We start from the raw sequence: 26,176 nt of genomic DNA on the forward strand, positions 1-26,176 counted from the left end.
GTTTAAGCTAATTTATTTCTTAATACCATTTGTAGAATACCACCGTGTCTATAGTAGTCAATTTCTACTTCTGAGTCGAAACGAGCTAACGCTTCAAATTCAGTTACTTTACCGTCTTCATCAGTAGCTGTTACTTTCAGGATATCACGAGGTTTTACACCTTCGTGTAAGTCTACTGAAATAGATTCTCTACCAGTTAAACCTAAGCTATCAGCTGATTCGCCTTCTTTAAATTGTAATGGTAATACACCCATCATAACTAAGTTTGAACGGTGAATACGTTCATAACTTTGAGCGATAACTGTTTTAACACCTAGTAAGTTAGTACCTTTAGCAGCCCAGTCACGTGATGAACCCATACCGTAGTCGTTTCCTGCTAACACACATAAGCCGATACCATTCTCTTGATATTTCATTGAAGCATCATATATAGGCATGATTTCTTCTGTTGGCCAATATGTTGTAAAGCCACCTTCAGTACCTGGAGCTAATTGGTTCTTGATACGAATGTTAGCAAATGTACCTCTCATCATTACTTCGTGGTTACCACGACGAGAACCGTATGAGTTGAAGTCTCTAATTGCTACACCATGATCTTGAAGGTATTTACCTGCTGGTGTATCTTTACCGATTGCACCTGCTGGAGAAATATGGTCAGTTGTTACTGAATCACCAAATTTAGCCATAACTCTTAAATCTTTTAGAGGTTTAATATCAGCTGGTACAGTTGATAAACCTTCGAAGAATGTTGGGTTTTGGATATATGTTGATTCTGGATCGAAATCATACAATGGTTGATCTGTTGTTTCAATTTGATTCCATACTTCGTTTGATTCAAATACTGTTTTATATTCTTCACGGAATAATTCAGGTGTTACAACTGAAAGTACAGTATCTCTTACTTCTTCAATTGATGGCCAGATTTCTTCTAAGTAAACATCTTTACCATCTTTATCTTTACCGATTGGATCATGTTGTAAATCGATATTCACAGTACCTGCTAAAGCATAAGCTACTACTAATTGCGGTGATGCTAAGTAGTTTGCTTTAACTAACGGATGAATACGTCCTTCGAAGTTACGGTTACCAGATAATACTGAAGTAACAAGTAAATCTTCGTCTGCAATTGCTTTTTCAATTTCAGGTAATAAAGGACCAGAGTTACCGATACAAGTCGTACAACCGTAACCAACTAGGTTAAATCCTAATTCGTTCAGATAATCTTGTAAACCAGCATCTCTTAAGTATCCAGTAACTACTTTTGAACCTGGAGCTAGAGATGTCTTAACGTATGGAGGAACTTTTAATCCTTTTTCGATTGCTTTTTTAGCAACAAGTCCAGCACCTAACATTACGTATGGGTTTGAAGTGTTTGTACAAGAAGTGATAGCAGCAATAGCTAAATCACCAGTTGTCATAGTAGTCTTCGTACCATCATCTAATTCAATATCTACAGTTTTATCAAATTCAGATTCATCAAAGCCGTGACCTTGGTTACCTGCTGGAGCAGTTACTGAATCTACGAATGATTTTTTCATATCGCTTAATTTAATTAAGTCTTGAGGACGTTTAGGTCCTGATAATGAAGCTTCAACTGTAGCTAAATCTAAATCAACAACATCAGTATATGTTGGATCAACTTTTTCAGCTTTGAAGAACATATTATTTTCTTTTAAGTATTTTTCTACTACTTGAACTTGTTCTTCTGTACGACCAGTCAAACGTAAATAGCTTAGAGATTCTTCATCTACTGGGAAGAAACCACAAGTCGCACCATATTCAGGCGCCATGTTTGCGATAGTAGCTCTATCTGCTAGTGGTAATTTTTCTACACCAGGACCAAAGAATTCAACGAATTTACCTACAACGCCTTTTTTACGTAACTCTTCAGTAACACGTAATGCTAAGTCAGTTGCAGTTGTTCCTTGTGGAAGTTCGTTCGTTAATTTAACACCTATAACGTCAGGTACCGGGAAGTAAGATGGTTGACCAAGCATACCAGCTTCAGCTTCAATACCACCAACACCCCAACCTAGAACACCTATACCATTGATCATAGTTGTATGAGAGTCAGTACCAACTAAAGTATCTGGGTAAGTCACTAATTCATTTTCTTCTTCTCTAATGTGCACGACGCTTGCTAAGTACTCCAAGTTTACTTGGTGAACAATACCTGTTGCAGGTGGTACAGCACGATAGTTATCGAACGATTTAGTAGCCCAATGTAAGAATTGGTAACGTTCAATGTTACGTTCAAATTCTAATTTCATGTTCATTTCTAAAGAAGATGGTAAAGCGTAACTATCAACTTGAACTGAGTGGTCAATAACTAAATCAACAGGAACTTCTGGGTTAATTTTAGATACATCTCCACCTACATCATCCATTGCTTTACGTAAAGAAGCTAAATCTACAACTGCTGGAACACCAGTGAAATCTTGAAGAATTACACGTGATGGTTTGAATGGTACTTCAGCATCTGCATCATTTGATTTACCCCATTTAGCTAAATTCATAATGTGTTCTTCTTTAATAACATGTCCGTCATACTGTCTTAAAACTGATTCTAATAATACGCGGATAGAATATGGTAAATTATCAACATTAGTAAGACCTAATTCATCTAATGTATTTAAGCTGTAGAACGTATAATTTTTACCGTTCAATTCAAAAGACTTTTTAGCTTGTTCTTTTAAACTTGAGCTCATTTTTTGTTCCCCCTTTAATTTGTACATCAAAATGCTTCATATACAATTGTATAATCAAAACTTAGGTAAAACAACACTTTCACCCTAAAAATCATTATATTTACCATTCAAGTTTTTGATACGCAACCATAAGTTTTACTTATGCATAATAGTTTATACATAAAAATTAGTTATTAAATGAGAATGATTATCAACTCTTTACGAAATTTATTTTAGAAATAATATAATTTTTATAATAAAAAAACACCTATCAAATAATCACTAATGTGAAATTTGATAGGTGTTTTTAATTGATTAGTCTTCTAATTCTCTTTCTAATCTTCTTTGTTCTTTTAATTCTTGTTCGTATTCACGTTTTGATTTTTCAACGTATTCTTTCATACGATGTTTATTTGGTGTAATAGATAAACCAAGGTATTTACGTTCTTGGTTAGCATCTTTGTAAAACGCTATAATCATCATAATTATGATGAAACTAAATGGAAACGCGGATATTATGGCGGCTGATTGCAATGCGCCTAACCCAGTGTCACCACCAGAGAATAGCAACACAAATGCGATTAATGATTGTGCTATACCCCAAACAATTTTAATTCTACCAGCTGGCTCTAATGAACCATAAGTTGTTTGCATACCTAAAACGAATGTAGCTGAATCGGCTGAAGTAATAAAGAATATACAAATTAATGCCAAGGAAACAAGCGATAAAAGCATGCCCATAGGCAATTCATTAAATACTCCAAACAATTGTGTTTCAGTTGTCATTTTAAATATTTCAGGTGTTTTCTTACCAACTTCAATACCTGTAACTCCAAATACACTGAACCAAATGAAGCTGACGATTGTTGGTACTAACATAACGCCTAAAATAAATTCACGAATTGAACGTCCACGAGATACACGTGCTATGAATATACCTACGAATGGACTCCAACTCATCCACCAGCCCCAATAATAAAGTGTCCAATCATTTAACCACGCACTCTTTTGCTCATTTAATGGTGCAATATCGAAACCATTAAATAAGAAACTATCAAATAGAGCTCCAGTTGATGATGTAAACATATTTAAAATTAAAATAGTAGGGCCGATAATTAAAGTAACAATAAGTAATATACTTGCTAAAATAAGGTTCAAATTACTTAAATATTGAATACCTTTACTTAGTCCACTCCATGCACTTGCAAGGAATAAGACAGTTACAATAACAATGATAACACCTTGTACTACGATATTGTTCGGAACACCGAATAAGTATTCTAAACCACCATTGATTTGTAGAGCACCCATACCTAGTGAAACAGCAACCCCTACTACTGTAGCGAATACTGATAACACATCGATAAATGTTCCAATTGGCCCATCTACTTTGTCACCTAATAAAGGTCTAAGCGTTTTAGATAATAGACCTGGCTCACCTTTTCTAAACTGAGCATAAGCTAACGCTAATGCTACTACTCCGTAAATTGCCCACGCATGAAAGCCCCAATGTAAAAATGTAGATCTCATTGATTCTGTCATTGCAGCTTTACTTTCCGGACTAGCTGTTGGTGGTGAGATAAAGTGTGACATAGGTTCAGCAGCACCATAGAATACTAAACCGATACCCATACCAGCACTAAATAACATAGCAAACCATGAAATTGTATTAAATTCAGGTTTATCTTGTGGTTTACCTAATTTCAGTTTACCTATTGGGCTAAAAATAATAAATACACAGAAAAATACCATCAATATAGTAATAATCATATAATACCAACCAAAGTATTTAGATATCCAAGCACTGATATCAGCAGTTATACCGCCAAATTGAGTTGGAAAAATAGCACCGAGTGCTACGATGATACCTACTACTATTGCACTAAATGTAAACACATTTGATATTTTTCTACCATTTGGATATTTATGTACGTTCGACATCGCACTACTCCTTTCAAATACAAACTCATAATTGTTTATTCCCGTTTAAATTATTTTTAACCTAATAAATTTAAAAAATAATTTTAACAAAACAGCAACTTCAATACTTTACCAAATATCAAGTTTTAAATCAAATTCACTATTTCAATTTTTGCGTGTTTAAGGTATTATTATGACGACGAGGAGGTGTTTAATATGTCATTATTAAAAGAATTTAAAGATTTTGCTTTACAAGGTAATGTTTTAGATTTAGCAATCGCCGTTGTTATTGGTGCAGCCTTTAACAAAATTGTTACATCTTTAGTAGAGAACGTAATCATGCCATTAATTGGTCTTATTTTTGGTGAAGTAGACTTCGCTGAAAAATGGTCATTAATGGGTATTAAGTACGGTTTATTTATTCAATCGATTATTGATTTTATAATCGTGGCATTCGCTTTATTCATCTTTATTAAAATTGCAAATACTGTTATGAGAAAAGGTGAAGAAGAGGAAGAAATCGACGAACAAACTGTATTACTTACAGAAATTCGCGACGCTTTACGTGAAAAGTAAGTTTTACATATACCATTTGAGGCTGAGACCATTTTTATTGTGTCTCAGCCTCTTCTTTATTTCCTTTTCTTACAAAACGTGTCAATAACACTACTCTTGTTGTCATTTCTCTCAAAACGTGTCAATAACACTACTCTTGTTGTCACTTCTCTCAAAACGTGTCAATAACGTTATCCTTCAATTTATAGATTCCAAAAATAAAAACCCCTAAATCTTAATAATACTAACGATTTAGGGGTTTATTTAAATATGAATTTTAATCTTCAATTGGGCCTTCTTCAACTAATGTCTTAACATCAGCTACGATTTCTGATTTAGGGAATTTCTTATCCCCAGCATCTTGACCACTATATGTTTTAATAATTTTTCCATTCTGATCAACTAAATAGAAACTTGTACCGTGTGTTACTTGGTTACTACCTTTTGGTGGCGGCGCTACAATTGATTTAAAATTATCTTCTGCATATTGCTTAATAAATTTAAAGTCATAATTCGTTACTAGCGTCCATTTTCCATCAGGTACATTATATTGTTTAATATAATCTTTTAATTTTTTAGGTGTATCGTTATCAGGATCTACACTAAAACTGATTACGCCATAATCTTTCACACCATCTTTTTCTAATTGGTCAATTACTGTACTCATATTATATGTCATTGGTGGACAAACTGTTTCACAATCAGTAAATATAAAATCGGCTATGTATACTTTACCTTTCATATCTTTTTGTGAAAATTTATCGCCATTTTGATCAGTGACGTTAAAAGATTGCAATTTGTTGCCATACTGACTCTCGGGTTCTATTGCATTGTTACTACAAGCACTAACTATCAAAATTATGGTAGCGAGTAAGCCAATAAATATTCCCTTTTTCATCTAAACACTCCCAAAATTTGCTATTAATTAAAATATATCAAATTAAATTTACAACTTAAACACATATTTTCATTAATTTATGTCTTTGCTGTGTCTTTTAGTTAACCGTAAAAGAGGTTGTGCTTAAAAATCCATTTTTATTTACATTTAAAATGGTTGGGATTCTAGTTTTTAATTCTGAAACGTGGGAAATGATACCGACTAACCTTCCAGACATTTGTATATTTACGAGTGTATCCAGCGCTGTTTCTAATGTTTCTGCATCTAACGTTCCAAATCCTTCATCTATAAACATTGATTCTAAGTGCACAGCACCCGCTTCTTGCTGCACTATATTAGATAATCCTATCGCTAAAGATAGTGACGCTTGGAACGTTTCTCCACCTGATAACGACGTTATATGTCTCGTTCTATTAGAAAATCTATCGAACACTTTTATTTCTAATCCGCTTAACCCCATAGACTTTTCTTTTTTACGTACAAGTTGATAACGATTGTTGGTCATTTTAACAAATTGTTGATTTGCGCTATCTAATATATTGTTTAAATAGTAAATGAGTACGTAGTTTTCTAATGACAATTTCTCACTATTCTTACCGTTCATCACTCTAGATAGTTCAATCATTTCTTCTTGTTCTTGTAAATCTCTTTCTATTTTGGCTATTATCTTTTGAATAGCGTCTCGTTTGTCTTTATTTTGATCAACTTTTAATTGTAATTGTGTGTTTAATTTCGTCATTTCTGCTTCTAATTCTTTAGCAGTATTTAATTGAGAAATGATGTCTTCTAAATTTGGCACATCACAATCTTTAACTTTTTCAGTTAATTCTTTTACATCCGCTTCTAACTTAATATATTTCTTATCAAATTCTGTTACTTCAACTTGATACTCATCAATTTTATTCACACTTAATATAAGTTTATCTAATTGTTCGTATGACTCTATTTGTTGCTTATCCATTTCACTTTCTAAATATGACTTAATAGATGCTACTTGTTCTTCAAGCATTTGCCTTCTTTCGCTAATAGAACTTAGTTTGTTCTCTATTTGGTACAACTTCTCTTTATATTCATTTACTCGAGACTGTAATGTTTCTAATTCTTGATCATAACTTTTAATTTCATTTTCAAACGATTTAAATTGTTTACTAAAGTCTTCTATAGATTCAAATTGAGTTTCTTTATTAAAATAATCCATGTTATGTTCATAATTCTTGATTTCATTTTGAATACTATTACTATTTATTTCATCTTGAGATAAGCCTTTTTCTAAATCGTGCATTTCTTGTTTCATTTTTTGGCTACGTTGTCTACTATCTCTCAAGTCCGCAATTTCTTTTTGTATTTTTTCTAAATCATCGTTTACAGATTGTATTTTATCCGAAACTGATTCAATATCATTTAATTTCTTAAGCTGTGATTCTGTATTGTTTTGTCTTTCCTTATATACGACAATATCATCAGAAATTTTTTGATGCATTAGTTTAATTTCATGCTGTTCTTCTTTTTCTTTTCTTAATGAATCAAAATCTATATCACCGTTTAAGTTCTCTATGTTGGAACCACATATAGGACAAGCATCACCTTCATGCACATGCTTTTGAATTTTCAGTATTTCATCTTCTACTGTTAATACTTCAAATGGATCTGACTCTTTCATGCTTTGTTCAATATTCTTTTGTTGTTGTTCTAACTCACCTAGTTTTGATTTAATCTCTTTCTGAGTTGCAATAAGTGTTTCCTTTTCTTGAAATTGATTTTGTGTATTTTCTAATTGCTGTAATTCAAGTTTTAAAGATTCTTGCTGTTTTAATTTATTTTGTTCTGCTTCATCATCTGCATCTATATTTTTTAAAGATTCTTGCAATGTTGTAATCGAATTTGTCTTCTGAGTTATCTCTTCTTTTAACTTCTCTAGTTGTTTTTTCGCTTCAGGTAAATGTTCTTTACTATCATAATACTGTTCTATGCTTGTATAGATATGATTTGTCTTATTAATAAATGCTCTTTTCTTATTAATGTCCTCTTGGCTTTCGAGCTTTTCACTTAACTTGTTGTTATAAAATTCAAATTGACTGTGAACTTCTTGCTTTTCTGTTTTTAATTCTTCGTGTTGCTTCTCAGTTTCTTTCTTGTTAATTTGTTTCTCTTTTAATTGATTATACTGATGCGTAATATTTTGTACTGTTTTTAAATACCTTAATTGTTCTCTTAAGTTATTAATATGTTCAACTTGTTCGTTAAGCATATTTAACTCATGTTGTTTTTCTTGTAATGTATCAAAGTTTTGTTTAATGATCTTCTTATCTTCATATTTCTTTTCTAAATTTTTAACGATTATTTCTTGTTCTTTTAATTCTTTCAACTGATAGTCTAATTTTTCTTTACCTATTTCTTCATACTGTACTAATGCATTTTCCACTTTCTTATAGCGATGGCCTTCTATATCTTTTAGTTCTTTTAATGTTTCGTGATCGAAGTCATGTAAATCTGATAAGCATTGAGAAATTTGCTGATAATGACTTTCTATTAAAGCAATTTCTTTCTTCATCTCTTCGCCTAATTGTTCTTGCAATGCTTCGAAACGATCACTATCAAATAATGTTCTTAAGATACTTCTCTTCTCTGTACTATTTGAAATTAAAAATTGCTTAAACTCCCCTTGAGGTAATATTAAAATTTGTCTAAATTGTTTAACGTTCATATGCAATATATCATTCAAATATTGATTACTTTCATTTATCGTACTCGTCTGTAAAGACCATTCGCCGTCTACTTCTTTATACACTTCCACAGTAGAATTTGTTGGATTCTTATTTCCTTCTTTTATATATTTAATTGTTCTAACCACTAAATATGATTCATTTTTAATTTTAAATTCAAATTGCACTTTACTCGGTAATTTAGGATCTGCAAAGTGACTTCTTAAATCCACTTTATCTCTTGATTGGGTAGATGTCTCTCCATACAAAGCATATACCATAGCATCAAATATCATCGTTTTCCCAGAACCTGTTTTACCACTTATTAAAAAGAGTTGAGATTTTGATAAATGGTTAAAATCTATCGTTTCATTAATAAACGGTCCAAAGTATTGCATGTTTAAAGTAAGGGGTCTCATTATTCATCAACTCCTTTATTGATTGCTTTTTCAAGTAATTGAACAACCTTTTCTTCTTTAATACCAGATAATTCCTCATCTGTTACATGACTATAAAATGACTTTATGATTTCTATATCACTTAAAGCATGAACATCTAATTGAATTTCATCTTCTTTCACTTCATAATCTTGTCTAGATATTTGTAATGTATTTGGATATATAGCACGTATCTTCATAAGTGGATCCGTTACATGATCCATATTCGTCAATTTAAAATGAAAATAGTCTTCCTGATTTTGAATTGTAATATTTTCATGTATAACATCTTCATAAGACGCTTGAACAATATGAAAAGAACGTTTAGGTGTTAGTGGTATAAAGTTTTGCTCAAAACTACTCTCGCTATATTCAAACAACCTATAGCCTTTAGCTTGGTTCTGTTCAGAGAATGAATATTGCATTAACGAGCCTGAATAAAATATATAATCTGATTGAATCGCAAATGGATGATGCAAATGTCCTAGCATAACAGTATCAAAAGACTTAAAAGTTTGAGCGCTAACTGTTTCAATCGTCCCTATTGATAGTGGTCTTTCAGAATCACTTGATTCTCCTCCAGCTACGAATAAATGTCCTACGAGTATATTCGTTTTACTGTCATCCATCACTTCTTCCATATGTTTAACGATATAATCAGTAGCTTCTTGGTGTGTATGTATGTCTTTATTGCCAAATGCTTGCCTTATATCAGCAGGCGTGAAATACGGCATAACGTATATATGGATATCATTCATTTCTACTGGTTTAAACATGTCATGATAATCTGTCATAATCTTTAATCCTGACTTAGCAAACCATTTTTCACCGTAATTCAATCTTTCTTTCCCATCATGGTTACCACTTATAGCGATTATTGGCGTATTTAATTCTAAATTAATCTTAGATAACGCATCTTCCAACACGACCATTGCATCTTTACTTGGATAATGTAAATCATATAAATCCCCACTTATGATTACAACATCCGGTTTATGTTCTTTTACTGCTTCGTATAATTGTTCTAATACATATTTTTGGTCTTCTAATAATGACTGGCCGTTTATAGTTTTTCCTATATGCCAATCAGCTGTATGTAAAATTTTCATATTCTATCACCTTTCAAAATATTTGTTAGACAGGTTTATTTGCTTCATTTATACTAGTCATAAGGAGTGATTTCATTGAGTAACGTATTTATATTCTTTATTGTCTTATGGTGCATAGTTTTTATTTCGTTACTTGCTATTGGCGGATTCTTTATGTTTCGAAAATTCTTAAAGCGCATGCCTAAAGATGATGGCATGAGTGAACTCGATTGGCAAGATTACTATATCCACAAAGCCTTGCCTTTATGGAATGATGAAGCAAGATCATTATTAAACGAATTAGTGTCTCCAGTACCAGATCTTTTTAGAGACGTTGCTAAAGAGAAAATCGGTGGACGTGTATCTAAAATCGCGCTAGAAGAACATGCTACTTCGATTGAACTCGATCATATCATGAGGGGATATATCGTTGCTACACCTAAACGAGATCACAAATTTATGAAGAAAAAGCTAACAGAACTTAATATCGATTATACACCATATTTGCCATTGTTCGAATTAGCAGACGATGAAAAAAACAAGTTTTCCATATTTGATCATGCAGAAGAAATTTCAAATGCAAAAACAACGCACACTCAATAAATGAGTAGTGCGTTGTTTTTATTTTACAACACTTATTTGATTACGTAATTTCTTATATTTAAAGTACATAGATATTCTCCAAGGAACAATCATACTAAATGCCAATAAGAAAAACATACCAGCTAATTGGCCCGGATCGATTGAATCACTCAATACAAACTTGCCTACAGTTCTTATAATCAATAAAGAAATAAGAATTACTGGAAATAATTTTGAACGTTTCATATATATTTCAGAACGTTTAATTTCAAAGTTGGATGTGAATATGAGAAATAATGAAAAGAAAAGACCTACAATGATCGATTCAATTATTTCAGCACCTGTTAGTCTGAAATAAGGCACTACGTACATAAGTGCTCCAGTAGCCATAAAAAATGGTGGTAATATAATCTTTCTAGTATTTGTTGGATAATTTTGTGCTTTCATTCTTACAACTATAACGGCTAAGCTCATTAAAGCTGCTATAAATACTGAAAAAAGCAAATACATGATTAAAACCCCTTTAAGTTCTAAATATCATTTGTGTTTATTCCAAACCCAAAGATTGGAAAAATATTGTTATGTCAGTTAATAAATCAAAGAACAATAAAATTCCCATAATTATCATAATTATACCACCAAACTTCATGATAGCAACATTGTACTTCCTAATTATTTGTAATTTTGTTATAAAGAAAGTTAATACGAAAAATGGAATGCTAAATCCAAGTACATACAGTAGCATATATAACATCGCTTGGGATGAATTTGTTGCTGCTAACGTTCCAATCGCAGCTATAATCGGCCCGTTACACGGCGTCCACCCAGCTGCAAAAGCCATACCAATTAAAAACGTACCAATAAAACCTGAAGGCTTTGCTTTAAAATTAATTTTTCTATCTTTCATTAAAAATTGTGGTTGGAATACACCTAAAATGATTAATCCAAACACAATAATGATGATTGCTCCTACTTGTCTTATTAATGTTTGATAATTTATAAACAAGCCAGATATGTATCCTATGCCCATACCTAAAATCATATAGATTAAACTAAACCCTAACAAAAAGATAATAGTATGTAATATTGCATTACGACTTAGCCCTTTATTTTTTAAATCATCGTAACTCATACCTGTAATGTATGACACAAAAGCAGGATATATAGGTAGAACGCAAGGAGAAACAAAACTTAATATACCTGCACCAAAAGCAACAAAAACTGTTAATTCCATTATATCCCCCCTCACTATTATTTCCATTTTATCAAATTTATGCGTCATTAAAACGATTTATTTTGAACAATAAGTGAAAAGTTATTAAAACTAAGGTTTAATTATACTAAGTTTAACAAATAAAAAGGGACCACATCACTTTCAAGAAGTGTCGCAATCCCTTTAACATCAATGTATATAAACTACTTGATTTTTTGATCCATGTTTTTGTTCATCATTGTCATCATTTGGTTTATTTTCTTTTGAGATGGTTTTTGACCCATTTGCATCATCATCATTCGTAACATTTCTTCATTGATAGGTGGATTCTTTTTCAAGTAATCCATCATATATTTACGCGCAAGGAAGAATCCTAGAGCAATCCCACCGATTAATGCCACGATGATTAATAGTATTGCTAACCATGTTGCCATTATTTCACCCACTTTCTGTATCCTCTAAAAGTTTACTAAATTAAAAAGATTTTATCAAGATGAAACTTAATGTTTCAAAATTAAAAAGGGAGCGGGACAGAAATCTCATTTTGCTAAAAAGATTTCACAGCCCACCCCGGCAAAGATGACTAGGAATAAAACAGTCCAAGACATTTATATATGTCTCGGACTGTTCAGTTTAAATTAGAAACTTAATACTGTGTTTAATACGTTTTCTTTAGTGAAACCGTATTTTTCAACTACTAAGTCTCCAGGCGCACTAGCACCGAATCTATCAATACTAATTACTTTACCTTCTATGCCAACATATTTGTGCCAACCTAATGATGATGCCATTTCGATTGCAACACGTTTTCTTAATGTTGGAGGTAAAACAGTAGCTTTATATTCAGGGTCTTGTTGATCAAATGCATGCCAGTTTGGTAATGATACAACTTGAACGCCTTTACCTTGAGCTTCAATATCTTTAGCTGCATCTACTGCTAGAGATACTTCAGAACCAGAAGCTAATAATAGATATTCAGGTTCTATTTCAGAACGGTAAACAATATATCCACCTTTACGAACGCCTTCTTCTACTTCAGCTTCTTTAACATCTAAAGCTGTTAAGTTTTGACGCGTTAATACTAATGCTGTAGGTGTTGATTTAGATTCTAAAGCAATTTTCCAAGCAACTCTTGTTTCATTTCCATCTGCTGGACGAATAACATTTAAGTTTGGAATAGCTCTTAAACCTGATAATTGTTCAACTGGTTCATGTGTAGGACCATCTTCCCCAACAGCAATTGAATCATGCGTAAATACAAATGTTGAAGGAACACCCATGATAGCTGATAGACGAAGTGCTGGTTTTAAGTAGTCACTGAATACGAAGAATGTCGCACCATAAGGTTTAACACCGCCATGCGCTGCCATACCATTTACTGCTGCTGCCATACCGAATTCACGAACACCAAACCAAATGTTACGTCCTTCTGGTGTTTCATCATTAAAGTCTGGCTCATCCTTAACGTTTGATTTGTTAGATGACGCTAAATCTGCTGAACCACCAAAGAATGCTGGTACAGATTTACTTAATGCTTGAATGATATCACCTGAATCAGCACGTGTAGCACTACTGTTTCCAGCTTCATATACAGGTAAATCTTTAGCATAGTCTTCTGGAAGTTCATTAGAAATTGCTTGTTTGAATGCTTCGCCTAATTCTGGGTTAGCTTTAGCATACTCTTCAACTAATTCATTCCATTTTGTTTCATGCTCATTTGCACGAGTTAACATTGTATTGCTGAAAATATCATATACTTCTTGAGGTACGTTGAAACGTTTAGATGGATCTAAACCGTATGCTTTCAATGCCAATTCACGTTCTTCTTCACCAAGTGGCGCACCGTGAGCACCGTTTGTACCTGCTTTGTTAGGAGCTCCGTAACCGATTACAGTTTTTACTTCAATTAACGTAGGACCTTCTAATGATTTAGCCTCAGTTATAGCTTTATCAATAGCTTCTAAGTCATTACCGTCTTCAACTAAGATGTAACTCCAACCGTAAGATTCGAATCTATTTTTAACATTTTCTGAGAAAGCTTTATCTAAATCACCATCTAATGAAATATCGTTAGAGTCGTATAAAGTGATTAATTTATCAAGGTTTAAATGACCTGCTAATGAAGCTGCCTCGTGAGAGATACCCTCCATTAAGTCACCATCACTAGCTAAAACATATGTGTAGTGATCAATAACTTCATAATTATCTTGGTTGAATTTGCCTGCTAAGTGTTTTTCAGCCATAGCCATACCAACACTCATTGCAAATCCTTGTCCAAGAGGTCCAGTTGTAACTTCTACACCATCTGTATGATTAAACTCTGGGTGTCCAGGTGTTTTTGAATCCCATTGTCTAAAGTTTTTTACTTCTTCAAGTTCTAAGCTACCAGAAAGATGTAATAAACTATATAGTAACGCTGAACCGTGACCTGCAGATAATACAAAGCGGTCTCTATTAAAATAGTTTTTTGATTGTGGATTAAAGTTTAAATGCTTTGTCCATAAAGTATATGCCATTGGTGCAGCACCCATTGGTAATCCAGGATGTCCTGAGTTAGCTGCTTCGATAGCATCGATACTTAATGCACGGATTGAATCTACTGCTAGTTGATCTTTTTCATTAAACATATATTATAGTCTCCTTTATTCTGTTATCCATTATCATTATACATCATAATATTCGGAATATTAATTATTATTACTCATTTTAACTAATTTCTTATATTATTTTTCTTTTGGATTTCTTTTAATTTTTCAGGTGTTACATCTTTACCTTCTGGATCGATAACTTTTGTGCTTTCAATCGTATCTTTAAAGTTACCTCTAAAAGCTTGTAAATATTCTGCACGAAGTTTTGTTTGTTCTTTTGCTTCTTGTTCAGAAAGTCCACTTGTCTTCTTTTTATTTGCTAGCTCATTAATTCTTTCAATCTTTTCTTTACTTAACATTTTATCACCACTTTCCATTTAATTAAAAGATAACAAAAAAAAAGAGCAAATCCAAATGGATTTGCTCATATTTTAACGATTAATCTATCGAACCTACCATAGCTTTAGATTTACTTATATGATTTGGTTCTGCATCTATATTATTTGGTTGTTGGTTATCTTGTTGTTTGATTTTGTGATCAGTCATTTCGTACGTCTGTTCTGTTGAATAAACAGCATTAGACTGAGCTAAGTATAAATATCCTATTAATAGAGTCATCAAGAACACTGCTAAATATACTAAAACTGTCTTCTTAATTGTTACTGTCATAACTACTTCCTCCTAGAACGTTTGTTTGTATTTTTATAATAACAGAACAACTGTTCTTAGTCAATGAAAATACGAACAAATGTTTGTTCGAAGGAAACGTATGTGCTATAATAAATTTAAATCAATATTAGGAGCGTGCGACTATGAAAGAATTAACTAAACGTCAATCTGAAATATATCAATTCATTAAACATATAGTACAAACAAAAGGTTATCCGCCTAGTGTTCGTGAAATTGGTTTAGCTGTCGGACTTGCTTCAAGTTCCACTGTACATGGCCATTTATCTAGATTAGAAGAAAAGGGATATATTAAACGTGACCCTACTAAACCTCGTGCAATCGAGATTACCGAGACTGTAGGAGAGAACATTAACCAAGAGAACACCATTCATGTTCCCGTCATAGGTAAAGTAACTGCTGGTATACCTATTACAGCAGTTGAGAACGTTGAAGAATATTTCCCGCTACCTGCTCACTTTACATCAACACATAATAGCAATATCTTTATATTAGATGTTATTGGAGACAGTATGATAGAAGCAGGTATTCTTGATGGAGATAAAGTAATCGTGCGAAGCCAAACAATTGCTGAGAATGGGGATATCATCGTCGCGATGACTGAAGATGATGAAGCTACCGTTAAACGCTTCTACAAAGAAGAATCACGTTATAGACTTCAACCTGAGAACAGTACAATGGAACCAATTTACTTAGACAATGTAAGTGTCTTAGGTAAAGTAGTAGGATTGTTTAGAGAAATGTAAAAAAGCTGTGATGCACTTGCATCACAGCTTTTTTTTTATATCATATTCCCTTTATTTGATTATTTGAGCTTTTATTTTTATTATAAAAATCTTTTTATGAAACATCTTTTTTATTTAATAATTCTTTGACACGATCTAAAACGTCAATATCTTTATTATTTATTTCTTTATTTTCCATGTTAAACTTCCCCTTTATATGTTATTCCACCAATCAAATTATTAGAAACAACATGTGTAAAACATTTAAGGAAATATGAAATAATTTTTATATCGTTATTATATCAAAGTTGTTTAGACAATGCACTTTGCTTATCTATTTTCTACTGTTGAGTAATATAGTTTTCAGTCCAATAAGGCTGTAAATCTTCGCCAATATCGACACCTACTCCTAACTCTTTATAATCTTTATTTAAAATGTTCTTTCTGTGTCCCAATGAGTTCATTAGTCCATGATGGGCATAAACACTGCTTATTTGACCATATGCTAAGTTTTCACCTGCAGTTACATAATCAAAACCATCATTGTCTAATCTATCAAATGGAGATAAACCTTGTTTATTCGTATGATCAAAATAATCGTTATCCACCATATCTGTACTATGCTTACGAGCAGTATGACTTACATTTTCATTATAAGATAATGTCGGTAAATCAAATTGAACGCGCTCTGCATTGACTATATCAAAATTTTGAAGTTCTAATGCACGCTTATATTCATCTGAAGCAGTATGGTACTGATTTGTACGCTTATCTTCAGTTGACGAAGCTACTTGCATAATTCCTTTAATTTGATTGTCTTGATGCTTATCATAAAATATGGTCGTATAAATGTTATCAAATTTGAAAACATCATAATCAGGATCATTTTGAACTAACTTAACTTTATCTTTTTGAATCTCATCTAAAGATTCACCGAGAATTGAACGAACTTTATTCTTTTTCATTTTACTCGTTATACCTTTTTGAGATGTTATTAAGTCTTGGTTTGTATATAATCCTGTTACTTTGTCATCATCATAACTGACCATTACAAATCCATTGTATTGGTCATGATATGCATGCCATTTCTCATTATATTCATTAACGGTTACCCGTTTTGGTTTGCCAAGTTTCTTTTCAACTTCGCTTTTCGTTTGATTGATTTGAATATTATTAATCGCAAATTCTTGTTCTTTCGGCGTCTTTAGTTCAACTTTCTTAGTAGTTTGTTCATCTTCAAGTCCTTGTTGAACATTCATCACTTTTTGTTGAATTTGTTTAGATAAATCTGATTCAGGGACTGGCTTGATTAAGGTTATAATCAATAACAATATGAATAAGTAAAATACTTTTTTCAAGTAGTCCACCTCGCCTATTTTTAGTCGCGGTCACCGTTGAATATTGAATTTCGTACAATCACATAGTCTACTTTAGTGATAGATTGTAAGTCTTTGCCACCTGCATACGAGATAGAACTTTGTAAATCTTGTTCGATTTCAATTAAAGTATCTTTTAATGATCCTTTATGCTCGACAAACATTTTTTTACCTTCTACGTTTTTACGCTCACCTTTTTGGAATTCTGAAGCACTTCCAAAGTATTCTTTGTATAATTTGCCTTCAAGTTCAACAGTTTCACCTGGAGATTCTTCGTGTGCAGCAAATAGTGAACCTACCATAACCATACTAGCACCAAATCTAATTGATTTTGCAATATCACCATTTGTTCTGATTCCACCATCAGCAATAATTGGTTTTCTTGCAGCTTTACTACAATGGTTAATAGCAGCTAATTGCCAGCCACCAGTTCCAAATCCAGTTTTAATTTTTGTTATACAGACTCTACCAGGCCCGATACCAACTTTAGTTGCATCTGCTCCAGCATTTTCTAGTTCACGAACACCTTCTGGCGTTCCAACATTACCAGCAATTACAAATGTTTCTGGAATATGTTGTTTAATGTGCTTAATCATTCTAATAACTTGCTCAGAGTGACCGTGTGCAATATCTATTGTCATATATTCAGGAATTAAATTTTCATTTGCTAATTCTTCTATAAAATCATACTCATCTTTTTTAACACCTACTGAGATAGATGCAAATAAGTTTTTACTTTGCATTTTTTTAATAAATGGAATACGTGCTTTTTCATCAAAGCGATGCATGATATAAAAATAATCATTACTAGCAAACCATTCAGCTAGTTCTTCATTCATCACTGTTTGCATATTAGCAGGTACAACTGGTAATTTAAATGTTTTCGGCCCAAATTTAACAGTAGTATCACATTCAGAGCGACTTTCTACTATACATTTGTTTGGTATTAATTGTACGTCTTCATAATCAAAAATTTTCATATCAATGACCTCTTTCAAAACTATTAATAATAATCCATTAGTTACTATACATGGTTAACATGAAAAAGTAAACGAAATAAGATTATATTTATTAATTATTAAGAGCTTTATCTAAATTCTTGATATTTTCTTCCATTAAAGATTGATATGTGATGTTTTTATCTTTTGCTTCTTCTTTAGTTAATACTTCTAAATTATGAAACTTAAGTGGTTTACTATCAGTATCTTTCTTTATAATATCTGTTACTTTAGAACTTACATTTTGTTCATATAATATATATGGAGATTTTGATTTATTAATCTCTTTTATGATATTTAGAAGTTCTTTTTGACTAGGTTCTTCATTATTCATTCCAGTTACACCTGTTTGTTTAAAATGATAACGATTTGCTAAATATCCAAGAGTGTCATGAGAAATAAATACAGTATCTCGCTTCGTATCTTTTGTGATTTCTTTCATTTCTTTATCGATTTTATCGATATCTGTTATTAGCTTCTTGTAATTCTTTTCATAAGTTTCTTTGTGCGATGCATCTATTTTAACTAATTTATCTTTAATAGATTTAGCCGCTTCTTTATTGGCAATTGGATCAAGCCATATATGCGGGTCATGTTCATTTTCTTCATTATGTGTTGCATCATGTTCATGCTCATGTTCTTCTCCATCTTCATGATGGTGTTCTAATATTTCACTTTCCTCTAAATTAGGAATAGTTTGTAATTTGTGGTCGCCTTGTTTTATAGTAGAACTAATTTTTTTAGCTACTGGATCCAACTCATCTGAAGAATATACAAATAAATCACTTTTTGCGATATTTAACATTTCTTTTTGAGTGGGTTCGTAATTATGTAAATCAGTACCACTTGGATAGATAGACTCAACATCTACATATTCTCCACCTATTTGTTTAGTAAAACTCTCGTAAGGAAAGTTAGTCGCATAAATTTTTAATTTATCATTACTGTTTGATTTAGATCCACAAGCTGCTAGAAATAAGACAGTAACACATAATACTATAGCTATTTTCGATTTATTTTTCATAAAAATCTCCTTATTTATATTTATTTTATTATAACAATCTGATGTCCCTATTTCATAGAGTAATTCTATTGCTAAGCATTATATTTTATGATATTATTATAAAACGTAATGATTACTATACAGAAAGGCTGATGAACATGCGTGTAAATATCACGTTAGCATGTACTGAAACAGGCGACAGAAACTATATTTCTACTAAAAATAAACGTACAAATCCAGAACGTATTGAATTAAAAAAATATAGTCCAAGATTAGGTCGTCATACTTTACATCGCGAAACAAAATAATTTCTTATTTATAATAAGATATACGACATTAAAAGTCACTTCATTAATTTGGAGTGACTTTTTTATTATTTCTTTAATTTAATGCTTTAAAGCATTTATGTAATAAAATTTTCATTGCTTATTTTCTGAATAGATAATAAAATATTACTTATATTTAAAATAAGTTAATAGTGAAGTAGAAAGTATGGTGATTTATATGGAAGAAATGAAACGTGGTTTAAAGACTAGACACATTTCAATGATAGCTATCGGTGGTTCTATCGGTACAGGTCTATTTATGGCTAGTGGTGCTGTCATTACACAAGCTGGTCCTGCCGGTGCGTTAATAGCATATGCAATTATAGGTGTGATGCTATATTTCTTAATGACTGCTATTGGAGAGCTTGCTACATTTTATCCAGTTTCAGGATCGTTTAGTGCTTATTCTAGTAGATTCATAGACCCTTCTGCAGGTTTTACAGTTGGTTGGTTATATTGGATTATTTGGGCACTAGTGTCTAGTGTGGATATATTAACAGCTGCTAAAATTATTACATATTGGAATATATTTGACAGTATTGATCCATTTGTATGGAGTATGATTTTTATAGTTATATTGTTCTTATTAAATATATTTACTGTTAAAGCATTTGGTGAAGCTGAATATTGGTTAAGTTTTATCAAAGTTGCAACAATAATCATCTTCTTAATTGTCGGTGTGCTAATCATCTTTGGTATTTTAGGTGGTAATGAGCCTTTAGGTTTAACGAACTACACATACAAAGAAGCACCTTTTGTTAATGGTATATCTGGTTTCTTAGGCGTATTACTTGTTGCTGGATTCAGCTTTGGTGGTACTGAAGTTGTTGCAGTTACTGCTGGTGAGTCTGAAAATCCTAAAGAATCAATGCCTAAAGCTATTAGACAAGTGTTCTGGAGAATATTATTATTCTATATTCTAGCAATTGCAGTAATAGCAGCAATAATACCTTATACAGATCCATTGTTATTAAACAAAGATAATACAGTAACACAAAGTCCTTTTACAATTGTATTTGATAGAGTTGGTATCGCATTTGCCGCTTCTATTATTAATGCTGTCATACTAACTGCTTTAATATCAGCTGGTAATTCAGGATTATATGCTACAAGTCGTTTGCTTTATTCTTTATCAAAACATAAACAAGCACCAAAAGTATTTAGTAAATTAAATAAACATAACATGCCATTTGTGTCACTATGTGTCACAATCGTTTTAATATTCTTATCAATCGTATATGCAACGTTAAATGCTGACGGTTACTATAGATTATTAAATATGCTTGGTGCACTTGTTACATTAGTTTGGTTAATGAGCATCATCAGTCACGTTCGTTTAAGAATGGCTATACGAAAACAAGGTAAATCAGAAACTGAAACTTTAGAATATAAAGCACCTTTATATCCTTTAGGCCCTATTATTGTTATTTCAGTTATTGCATTCTTACTAATTGGACAATCATTTGATAGTATCATCAATTTAAATATACCAATTTTAATTGAATCATTCTTACCTATCATACTTGGCGTTGTTGTTTATTTCATCCATAAATTCATAACAAAAACTAAAGTTATTAAATTAGAAGATATCGATTTATCAAAACACAACTATGATAAATAATGAGTTAATACTACCAACAGTACAAATACATTGTTGGTAGTATTTTTTTATACAAAAACAATTGTAACTTTTTCTTATTCCATTATATATAGTATAATAAACATAAATAATTAATAACTCATTAAGAAGGTGAAACAATGACTGGACAAACTAATTTATTTGATGATGTACTTAAACAAGATGAACGCTTTGTTATTGTGGTGCAAAGTGCATTTGATTCTGATTCTCAACTCATAAAAAAGACTTTAAGAGAATATACGAGTTTGACAAGAGAACAAATGCAGTCCTTATTCGATCATTTAAAAGATTTATACTTAAATGAACCTTTTGAAGAAAATCAAGTTTTCTATGATATTACAGTTTATACAAATCAAGATTATGCTGCCGATCAAGTTTATGCACATATAAAAAGAAAAAAATTTAGTCGTGAATGGACGCATACGAGCAAATAAAGGAGTTATTTCATGTCTCAACAGAGTAAAGTTTTCCCTCTAGATAACGAAAAGCAAGTAGAGGTTAAAGTAATAGATAATCGATTTCAGTTCGAAATAGATGAAATGCTAGCCATGACCCAAGAAGAACATTCAGAGTTTCCTTATATCCCTGTATCTCCCTGTTTAGGATATTCAAGAGCATTGTATCCAGAACATCCATTATTAGTCGGTTTATTATTAGGATTTTTATATCATGAAGCCTTAACCGGTGAAACTGATGAAAGGATGGAGACTGTTGCAAGTGCTATTAATAGTCAAAACAGAGGTAAGATGATTCAAGCATTAAATTTAGTAGAAACGAACAAACTTGGACATTACCCACCTACTCGATTTTTAGGGTTGAGTGAGCGTGCAGTTAATCTCGGACATTCTATATTTAGTTTATTTGAAGATGATGTTATGTTCTTGGCTTCTACAAGAGATAAAGTGATCTCTCACCCACCTTTACTTGATCATAGTGATATTGTTGATACACAAGAAAGACTGTTTTTCTATACTAAAGATAAAGACTTTTTTGATAATGATGAGAGGATTGCCATTATAGATAATCATTTGTTAAATGGTCATTCAGTAATTAATCTAATTATGAAAATTCATAAAAAATATCCATCTAGACAAATGTTTACGGTATTAACACCTATCGATTTAAGATCACAAAGTGTTAAAGAATCATTTTCTAGTTTGGAAAAATCTTTAAATATCAAGATTAATATCATTTCATTAATGTCTTTCGATGTAGAAGTCCAAGATATACAAAATGTTACGCATCAACTTACTCATAATGAACTATTAAAAAATAACCACCATGAAACAAAAGTACAATATTATTCGTTAAGACATATTATAAATGATTACTTTATCGTTAAAGCTCAAAATATGTTACGTAATGGAACAATCCATGATAATCCATACTTTATTTCAACAGGTAGATTTACTTTAAACGGTAGAGAACAACAAATTTCTGAAGAATTATTCCAACGTATGGGCGAGTTACTCGGTGATTTATTAGATGATTCATCTAAAATGATTATCGGCATTGGAGAATTTCTATATGTACCTCTGCAAATTGCTAGATATTTACCTGGGAAGGAAGTAAAAGTTCAAGGTACAACACGTTTTAATTTTGATTCAAGTACACTGAACCATTCAAACAAAAAAATTAGCTTCATGTCTCCTTTAGAGAGATCAATCACTCATTATTTATATAACTTAGAAATAGATCAATATGATCAAATCATTGTATTAGTTGAGAGATTGAGACACAAAACAGAAATAGATGATTTAGTTCAACAGTTGAAAATACTAGGTGCAAAATCAATTTTAGTTATTGAAATGACTTCTATTGCTTTTAACGAGGATAGACTTTATTAGACATAAAAAAGCCGTGAAGTGTGGATATTCCATCCTATTTCACGGCTTTTAATTATGCTTATGACTTAAGTAATTTTTCTAAAGCTGTCACGATACCATTATTATCATGGTCATCAGTTACAACGTCTGCAAGTTCTTTAATTGTATAATTAGCATTACCCATAGCAACACCAATAGCTGCTTTCTCTAACATATCTGAGTCATTTAAACTATCTCCGAATGCAATAACTTCTGAAAAATCCGCTTCTATTTTATCAAAAAGCTTTTGAAGTGATTTTCCTTTAGATACTTCATTATTCATAAACTCTAAGAAATAAGGTTTACTTGTAGTTGAAGAAATATGATCGTTAAATTGTCCATTTAGAGACTGATTAGCTTTTGAGATATTTTCTTCGTAATCTATTCCCATAACTTTAGGTACATCTTCAGTAATGACTTCTTTTAAATCTGATACCGATACCATCGGCAAGCCTGTTAATTCACTTTCAATATTCATATATTCATGTGTAGAATCATAAACGATTTCATCATTGATATATGTTAAACTGAAGAAATTATTTTCTCTACAAAAATCTATAATTTTATGTGCATTTTCTTTATCTATCGTCTGTTTAAAGACAACTTCATTTGTTGCTGCATCTGTAATAATTGCACCATTATAACTTACAATATATCCACCATTTTGTTTCAAATTTAAAGATTCTGCATGCTTTGTCATACCTGCTGTTGGTCTACCAGAAGCAAGTATAATTTTCATGCCTTCTTGTTGTTTTTTTAATAAATATGCATGTGTTTCTTCACTAATTTTATTTTCTGAAGTTAACAATGTATCATCCATATCCATAACTATGTATTTATATGTCATAACTATCTCCTTAAATGCAATGATGCTTACATTCTACCATAAGAAGAATGTAAGCATCATCTTTATTTTATAAATTAATTGTTGTTTGTTTTACGCCAAATCTATTGATTGTTACAAGCTCTGACTCACAATCTTTAAATTTTTCTTGTAATGTACGCACTAATTTACCACTGAGTTCTTTTTTAATAAGTGTTAATACTGTTGGGCCCGCACCACTAATAACTGTGGCATAAGCTCCGTGTTCTAATGCTATTGTCTTAATATCTTCAAAGTCCGGAATTAAATATTGTCTATAAGGCTCATGAAAACCATCTTTCATCATCATTTTTCCAGCTAGTTCATAATTATGTTGAATTAAAGCACTAATCATTGTATTACTAATTGCACTATATTTTACTGCATCTTTTAATGCTAAATTCTCTGGTAATACTTTTCTAGCTTTTTCGGTAGATAATTCATAAGACGGTATCGTCGCTATGACATCCACTTTTGGAATATCAATATAAGATACATCGGTTTGGTTTTCTTCTGGATCATAAACACCTAAGACTAAGCCACCATATATAGTCGGTGCAACATTATCAGGATGTCCTTCGATTTCTGTTGCCAATTGAAGCAATTCATATTTAGATAGTTTTAAGTTTGCAAAATGGTTCGCCAAAAAGAGACCTGTTACTAATGCTGAAGCGGAACTCCCTAAACCTCTTGCTAATGGTATATCACTATACATTTTCAATCGAAGTGGAGGTACTTTTTGATTGAATTTATTTGCTGCTTGTTGTGCAATTTGAGTAATATAATGTGTTTCATCTTCAGGTAAACCTGTTAAATGAGGTCCAATGTGCTCAAAGTGCCATTGCTGATCTACTGATACGCTTGCTTCAACTTCTAAGTATTTATCTAAAGCCATCCCTATAGAATCAAACCCAACTCCTAAATTTGCTGTTGATGCTGGTACTTTGAGTTGTAATTTCTTCATCGTAAAGCACTCTCGATATAATCAATAATAGATTGTTCGTCATTCTCTAGTGGTGTGATTGGTGAATCCAATAAATCAATCGCTGTATCTGGATCTTTCAATCCATTACCAGTTAATATGGCAACTACAGTTTGATTTGGTTTTAATTTTCCTTGTTCATGTAATTTCAATAAACCTGCAATTGATGCGTTACTTGCTGGTTCGCTAAACACGCCTTCTTTACTAGTCATTAATTTATAAGCTTTTAAAATTTCTTCATCTGTAACACTATCAATCAAACCATTTGACTCATCTCTCGCCTCTTCTGCCATTTTCCAACTTGCAGGATTTCCAATTCTGATAGCAGTAGCGACAGTTTCAGGATTTTTAACAACTTTACCTTGAACTATCGGTGATGCACCCTCTGCTTGGAAACCACACATTACCGGTAATCCAGATTGATTCAAATTATCAAATTCTTTGAAACCTTTCCAATATGCAGTGATATTTCCCGCGTTTCCAACTGGAATAGCAAAAGTATCTGGCGCTTTACCATCTAACTGTTCTACGATTTCAAACGCACTTGTTTTTTGACCTTCAATTCTATATGGATTAACCGAGTTAACTAAAGCAATTTCGCCTTTTTCCGCAACCTTTTTTACGATATTTAAAGCTTCGTCAAAGTTTCCTTTAATTGAAACGATTTCTGCACCATACATAACTGCTTGTGCTAGCTTACCTAAAGCTATTTTGCCTTCAGGTATTACAACAATCGCTTTCATACCAGCTCTTGCTGCATACGCAGCAGCTGAAGCAGAAGTATTTCCAGTAGAAGCACAAATAACAATTTTCTTACCTTCTTCTTTAGCCTTAGCAACTGCCATAACCATACCTCTGTCTTTAAACGAGCCAGTTGGATTCAAGCCTTCGAATTTAGCATATAGATTAATGTTTAATTGCTCTGATAAATAAGGTAAATGAATTAATGGTGTATTACCTTCATTTAATGTTAATTCTGGTGTATTTTCATTTACTGGTAAATATTCTTTATATTTATGAATAAGTCCTTGCCATCTTCCCAT

General features: G+C 31.9%; 24 protein-coding genes. 7 read left to right on the top strand and 17 right to left on the bottom strand.

Translation table 11 applies throughout. The features are described from left to right. Positions 1–2: 2 nt before the first annotated feature. Together acnA and LQ682_RS05195 are read right to left on the bottom strand one after the other, a co-directional pair. Positions 3–2,708 (bottom strand): aconitate hydratase AcnA, encoded by a 2,706-nt coding sequence (gene acnA / locus LQ682_RS05190; protein WP_070045238.1) that lies wholly within the window; start codon positions 2,706–2,708, stop codon positions 3–5. A gap of 294 nt (positions 2,709–3,002) precedes the next feature. Beyond that, entirely contained in the window at positions 3,003–4,628 is a 1,626-nt protein-coding gene (locus tag LQ682_RS05195) for a BCCT family transporter (RefSeq protein ID WP_070045240.1), read from the bottom strand. A gap of 195 nt (positions 4,629–4,823) precedes the next feature. Between LQ682_RS05195 and mscL the strand changes: the two genes are divergently transcribed. Beyond that, a complete protein-coding gene (gene mscL, locus LQ682_RS05200) occupies positions 4,824–5,183 on the top strand; it encodes a large conductance mechanosensitive channel protein MscL (protein ID WP_016999589.1) in 360 nt (119 codons plus the stop codon). A 256-nt stretch (positions 5,184–5,439) separates the two neighbouring features. Here mscL and LQ682_RS05205 read toward each other — a convergent pair whose 3' ends face one another. The 3 genes from LQ682_RS05205 to sbcD form a co-directional block, all read right to left on the bottom strand. After that, positions 5,440–6,060, bottom strand: a complete 621-nt coding sequence (locus LQ682_RS05205; protein ID WP_016999590.1) for an SCO family protein — start codon at positions 6,058–6,060, stop codon at positions 5,440–5,442. Positions 6,061–6,157: 97 nt separating this feature from the next. Then, the gene (gene sbcC / locus LQ682_RS05210; protein ID WP_218729304.1) at positions 6,158–9,181 is read right to left on the bottom strand and encodes an exonuclease subunit SbcC; all 3,024 of its coding nucleotides are present in this window, start codon (positions 9,179–9,181) and stop codon (positions 6,158–6,160) included. Beyond that, a complete protein-coding gene (sbcD, locus tag LQ682_RS05215; RefSeq protein ID WP_070045245.1) occupies positions 9,181–10,308 on the bottom strand; it encodes an exonuclease subunit SbcD in 1,128 nt (375 codons plus the stop codon). The genes sbcC and sbcD overlap by 1 nt, the downstream gene beginning before the upstream one ends. A gap of 69 nt (positions 10,309–10,377) precedes the next feature. Here sbcD and LQ682_RS05220 point away from each other — a divergent pair, with 69 nt between their 5' ends. Further along, a complete protein-coding gene (locus tag LQ682_RS05220) occupies positions 10,378–10,890 on the top strand; it encodes a DUF2621 domain-containing protein (protein ID WP_276325830.1) in 513 nt (170 codons plus the stop codon). Between the two features lie 18 nt (positions 10,891–10,908). Here LQ682_RS05220 and LQ682_RS05225 read toward each other — a convergent pair whose 3' ends face one another. The 6 genes from LQ682_RS05225 to sosA all read right to left on the bottom strand — a co-directional run bounded on the left by LQ682_RS05225 (position 10,909) and on the right by sosA (position 15,339). Continuing rightward, on the bottom strand, positions 10,909–11,382 hold the full coding sequence (locus LQ682_RS05225) for a CcdC family protein (RefSeq protein ID WP_026023651.1): 474 nt from the start codon (positions 11,380–11,382) through the stop codon (positions 10,909–10,911). Positions 11,383–11,416: 34 nt separating this feature from the next. Beyond that, entirely contained in the window at positions 11,417–12,103 is a 687-nt protein-coding gene (locus LQ682_RS05230; RefSeq protein WP_016999595.1) for a cytochrome c biogenesis CcdA family protein, read from the bottom strand. A gap of 182 nt (positions 12,104–12,285) precedes the next feature. Continuing rightward, complete coding sequence (locus LQ682_RS05235) at positions 12,286–12,516, bottom strand: YneF family protein (protein ID WP_016999596.1); 231 nt, start codon at positions 12,514–12,516, stop codon at positions 12,286–12,288. A 204-nt stretch (positions 12,517–12,720) separates the two neighbouring features. Then, complete coding sequence (gene tkt / locus LQ682_RS05240) at positions 12,721–14,709, bottom strand: transketolase (RefSeq protein ID WP_239723972.1); 1,989 nt, start codon at positions 14,707–14,709, stop codon at positions 12,721–12,723. Between the two features lie 83 nt (positions 14,710–14,792). Further along, a complete protein-coding gene (locus LQ682_RS05245; RefSeq protein ID WP_016999598.1) occupies positions 14,793–15,029 on the bottom strand; it encodes a DUF896 domain-containing protein in 237 nt (78 codons plus the stop codon). 79 nt (positions 15,030–15,108) lie between these two features. Next, the gene (sosA, locus tag LQ682_RS05250; protein WP_016999599.1) at positions 15,109–15,339 is read right to left on the bottom strand and encodes a DNA damage-induced cell division inhibitor SosA; all 231 of its coding nucleotides are present in this window, start codon (positions 15,337–15,339) and stop codon (positions 15,109–15,111) included. A 143-nt stretch (positions 15,340–15,482) separates the two neighbouring features. Between sosA and lexA the strand changes: the two genes are divergently transcribed. After that, positions 15,483–16,103 (top strand): transcriptional repressor LexA, encoded by a 621-nt coding sequence (lexA, locus tag LQ682_RS05255; RefSeq protein ID WP_016999600.1) that lies wholly within the window; start codon positions 15,483–15,485, stop codon positions 16,101–16,103. 320 nt (positions 16,104–16,423) lie between these two features. Here the strand turns inward: lexA and LQ682_RS05260 are convergent, their stop codons facing one another. The 3 genes from LQ682_RS05260 to LQ682_RS05270 form a co-directional block, all read right to left on the bottom strand. Beyond that, positions 16,424–17,449, bottom strand: a complete 1,026-nt coding sequence (locus LQ682_RS05260; RefSeq protein WP_239723973.1) for a CAP domain-containing protein — start codon at positions 17,447–17,449, stop codon at positions 16,424–16,426. Positions 17,450–17,460: 11 nt separating this feature from the next. Then, positions 17,461–18,438: a GMP reductase gene (guaC, locus tag LQ682_RS05265; protein WP_064204995.1), complete on the bottom strand. Its 978-nt coding sequence runs from the start codon at positions 18,436–18,438 to the stop codon at positions 17,461–17,463. Positions 18,439–18,529: 91 nt separating this feature from the next. Next, on the bottom strand, positions 18,530–19,480 hold the full coding sequence (locus LQ682_RS05270) for a metal ABC transporter solute-binding protein, Zn/Mn family (protein WP_239723974.1): 951 nt from the start codon (positions 19,478–19,480) through the stop codon (positions 18,530–18,532). Between the two features lie 137 nt (positions 19,481–19,617). Between LQ682_RS05270 and rpmG the strand changes: the two genes are divergently transcribed. The 4 genes from rpmG to LQ682_RS05290 all read left to right on the top strand — a co-directional run bounded on the left by rpmG (position 19,618) and on the right by LQ682_RS05290 (position 23,271). After that, complete coding sequence (gene rpmG, locus LQ682_RS05275) at positions 19,618–19,767, top strand: 50S ribosomal protein L33 (RefSeq protein ID WP_026023653.1); 150 nt, start codon at positions 19,618–19,620, stop codon at positions 19,765–19,767. Positions 19,768–19,963: 196 nt separating this feature from the next. Then, positions 19,964–21,406, top strand: a complete 1,443-nt coding sequence (locus LQ682_RS05280) for an amino acid permease (protein WP_016999603.1) — start codon at positions 19,964–19,966, stop codon at positions 21,404–21,406. 137 nt (positions 21,407–21,543) lie between these two features. Next, complete coding sequence (locus tag LQ682_RS05285; protein ID WP_016999604.1) at positions 21,544–21,858, top strand: hypothetical protein; 315 nt, start codon at positions 21,544–21,546, stop codon at positions 21,856–21,858. A gap of 12 nt (positions 21,859–21,870) precedes the next feature. Next, on the top strand, positions 21,871–23,271 hold the full coding sequence (locus LQ682_RS05290; RefSeq protein ID WP_064204998.1) for a phosphoribosyltransferase domain-containing protein: 1,401 nt from the start codon (positions 21,871–21,873) through the stop codon (positions 23,269–23,271). 58 nt (positions 23,272–23,329) lie between these two features. Here LQ682_RS05290 and LQ682_RS05295 read toward each other — a convergent pair whose 3' ends face one another. From LQ682_RS05295 to thrC, 3 genes are all read right to left on the bottom strand, one after another. Then, positions 23,330–24,136: a Cof-type HAD-IIB family hydrolase gene (locus LQ682_RS05295; protein WP_103269161.1), complete on the bottom strand. Its 807-nt coding sequence runs from the start codon at positions 24,134–24,136 to the stop codon at positions 23,330–23,332. A 67-nt stretch (positions 24,137–24,203) separates the two neighbouring features. Continuing rightward, positions 24,204–25,115, bottom strand: coding sequence for a homoserine kinase (gene thrB / locus LQ682_RS05300; protein WP_016999608.1), 912 nt, complete (start codon positions 25,113–25,115; stop codon positions 24,204–24,206). Continuing rightward, complete coding sequence (gene thrC / locus LQ682_RS05305) at positions 25,112–26,176, bottom strand: threonine synthase (RefSeq protein ID WP_016999609.1); 1,065 nt, start codon at positions 26,174–26,176, stop codon at positions 25,112–25,114. Before thrC ends, thrB begins: the two co-directional genes overlap by 4 nt.

Origin of the sequence: Mammaliicoccus sp. A-M4 (assembly GCF_022386955.1) — a bacterium.
Taxonomy (GTDB): domain Bacteria; phylum Bacillota; class Bacilli; order Staphylococcales; family Staphylococcaceae; genus Mammaliicoccus; species Mammaliicoccus lentus.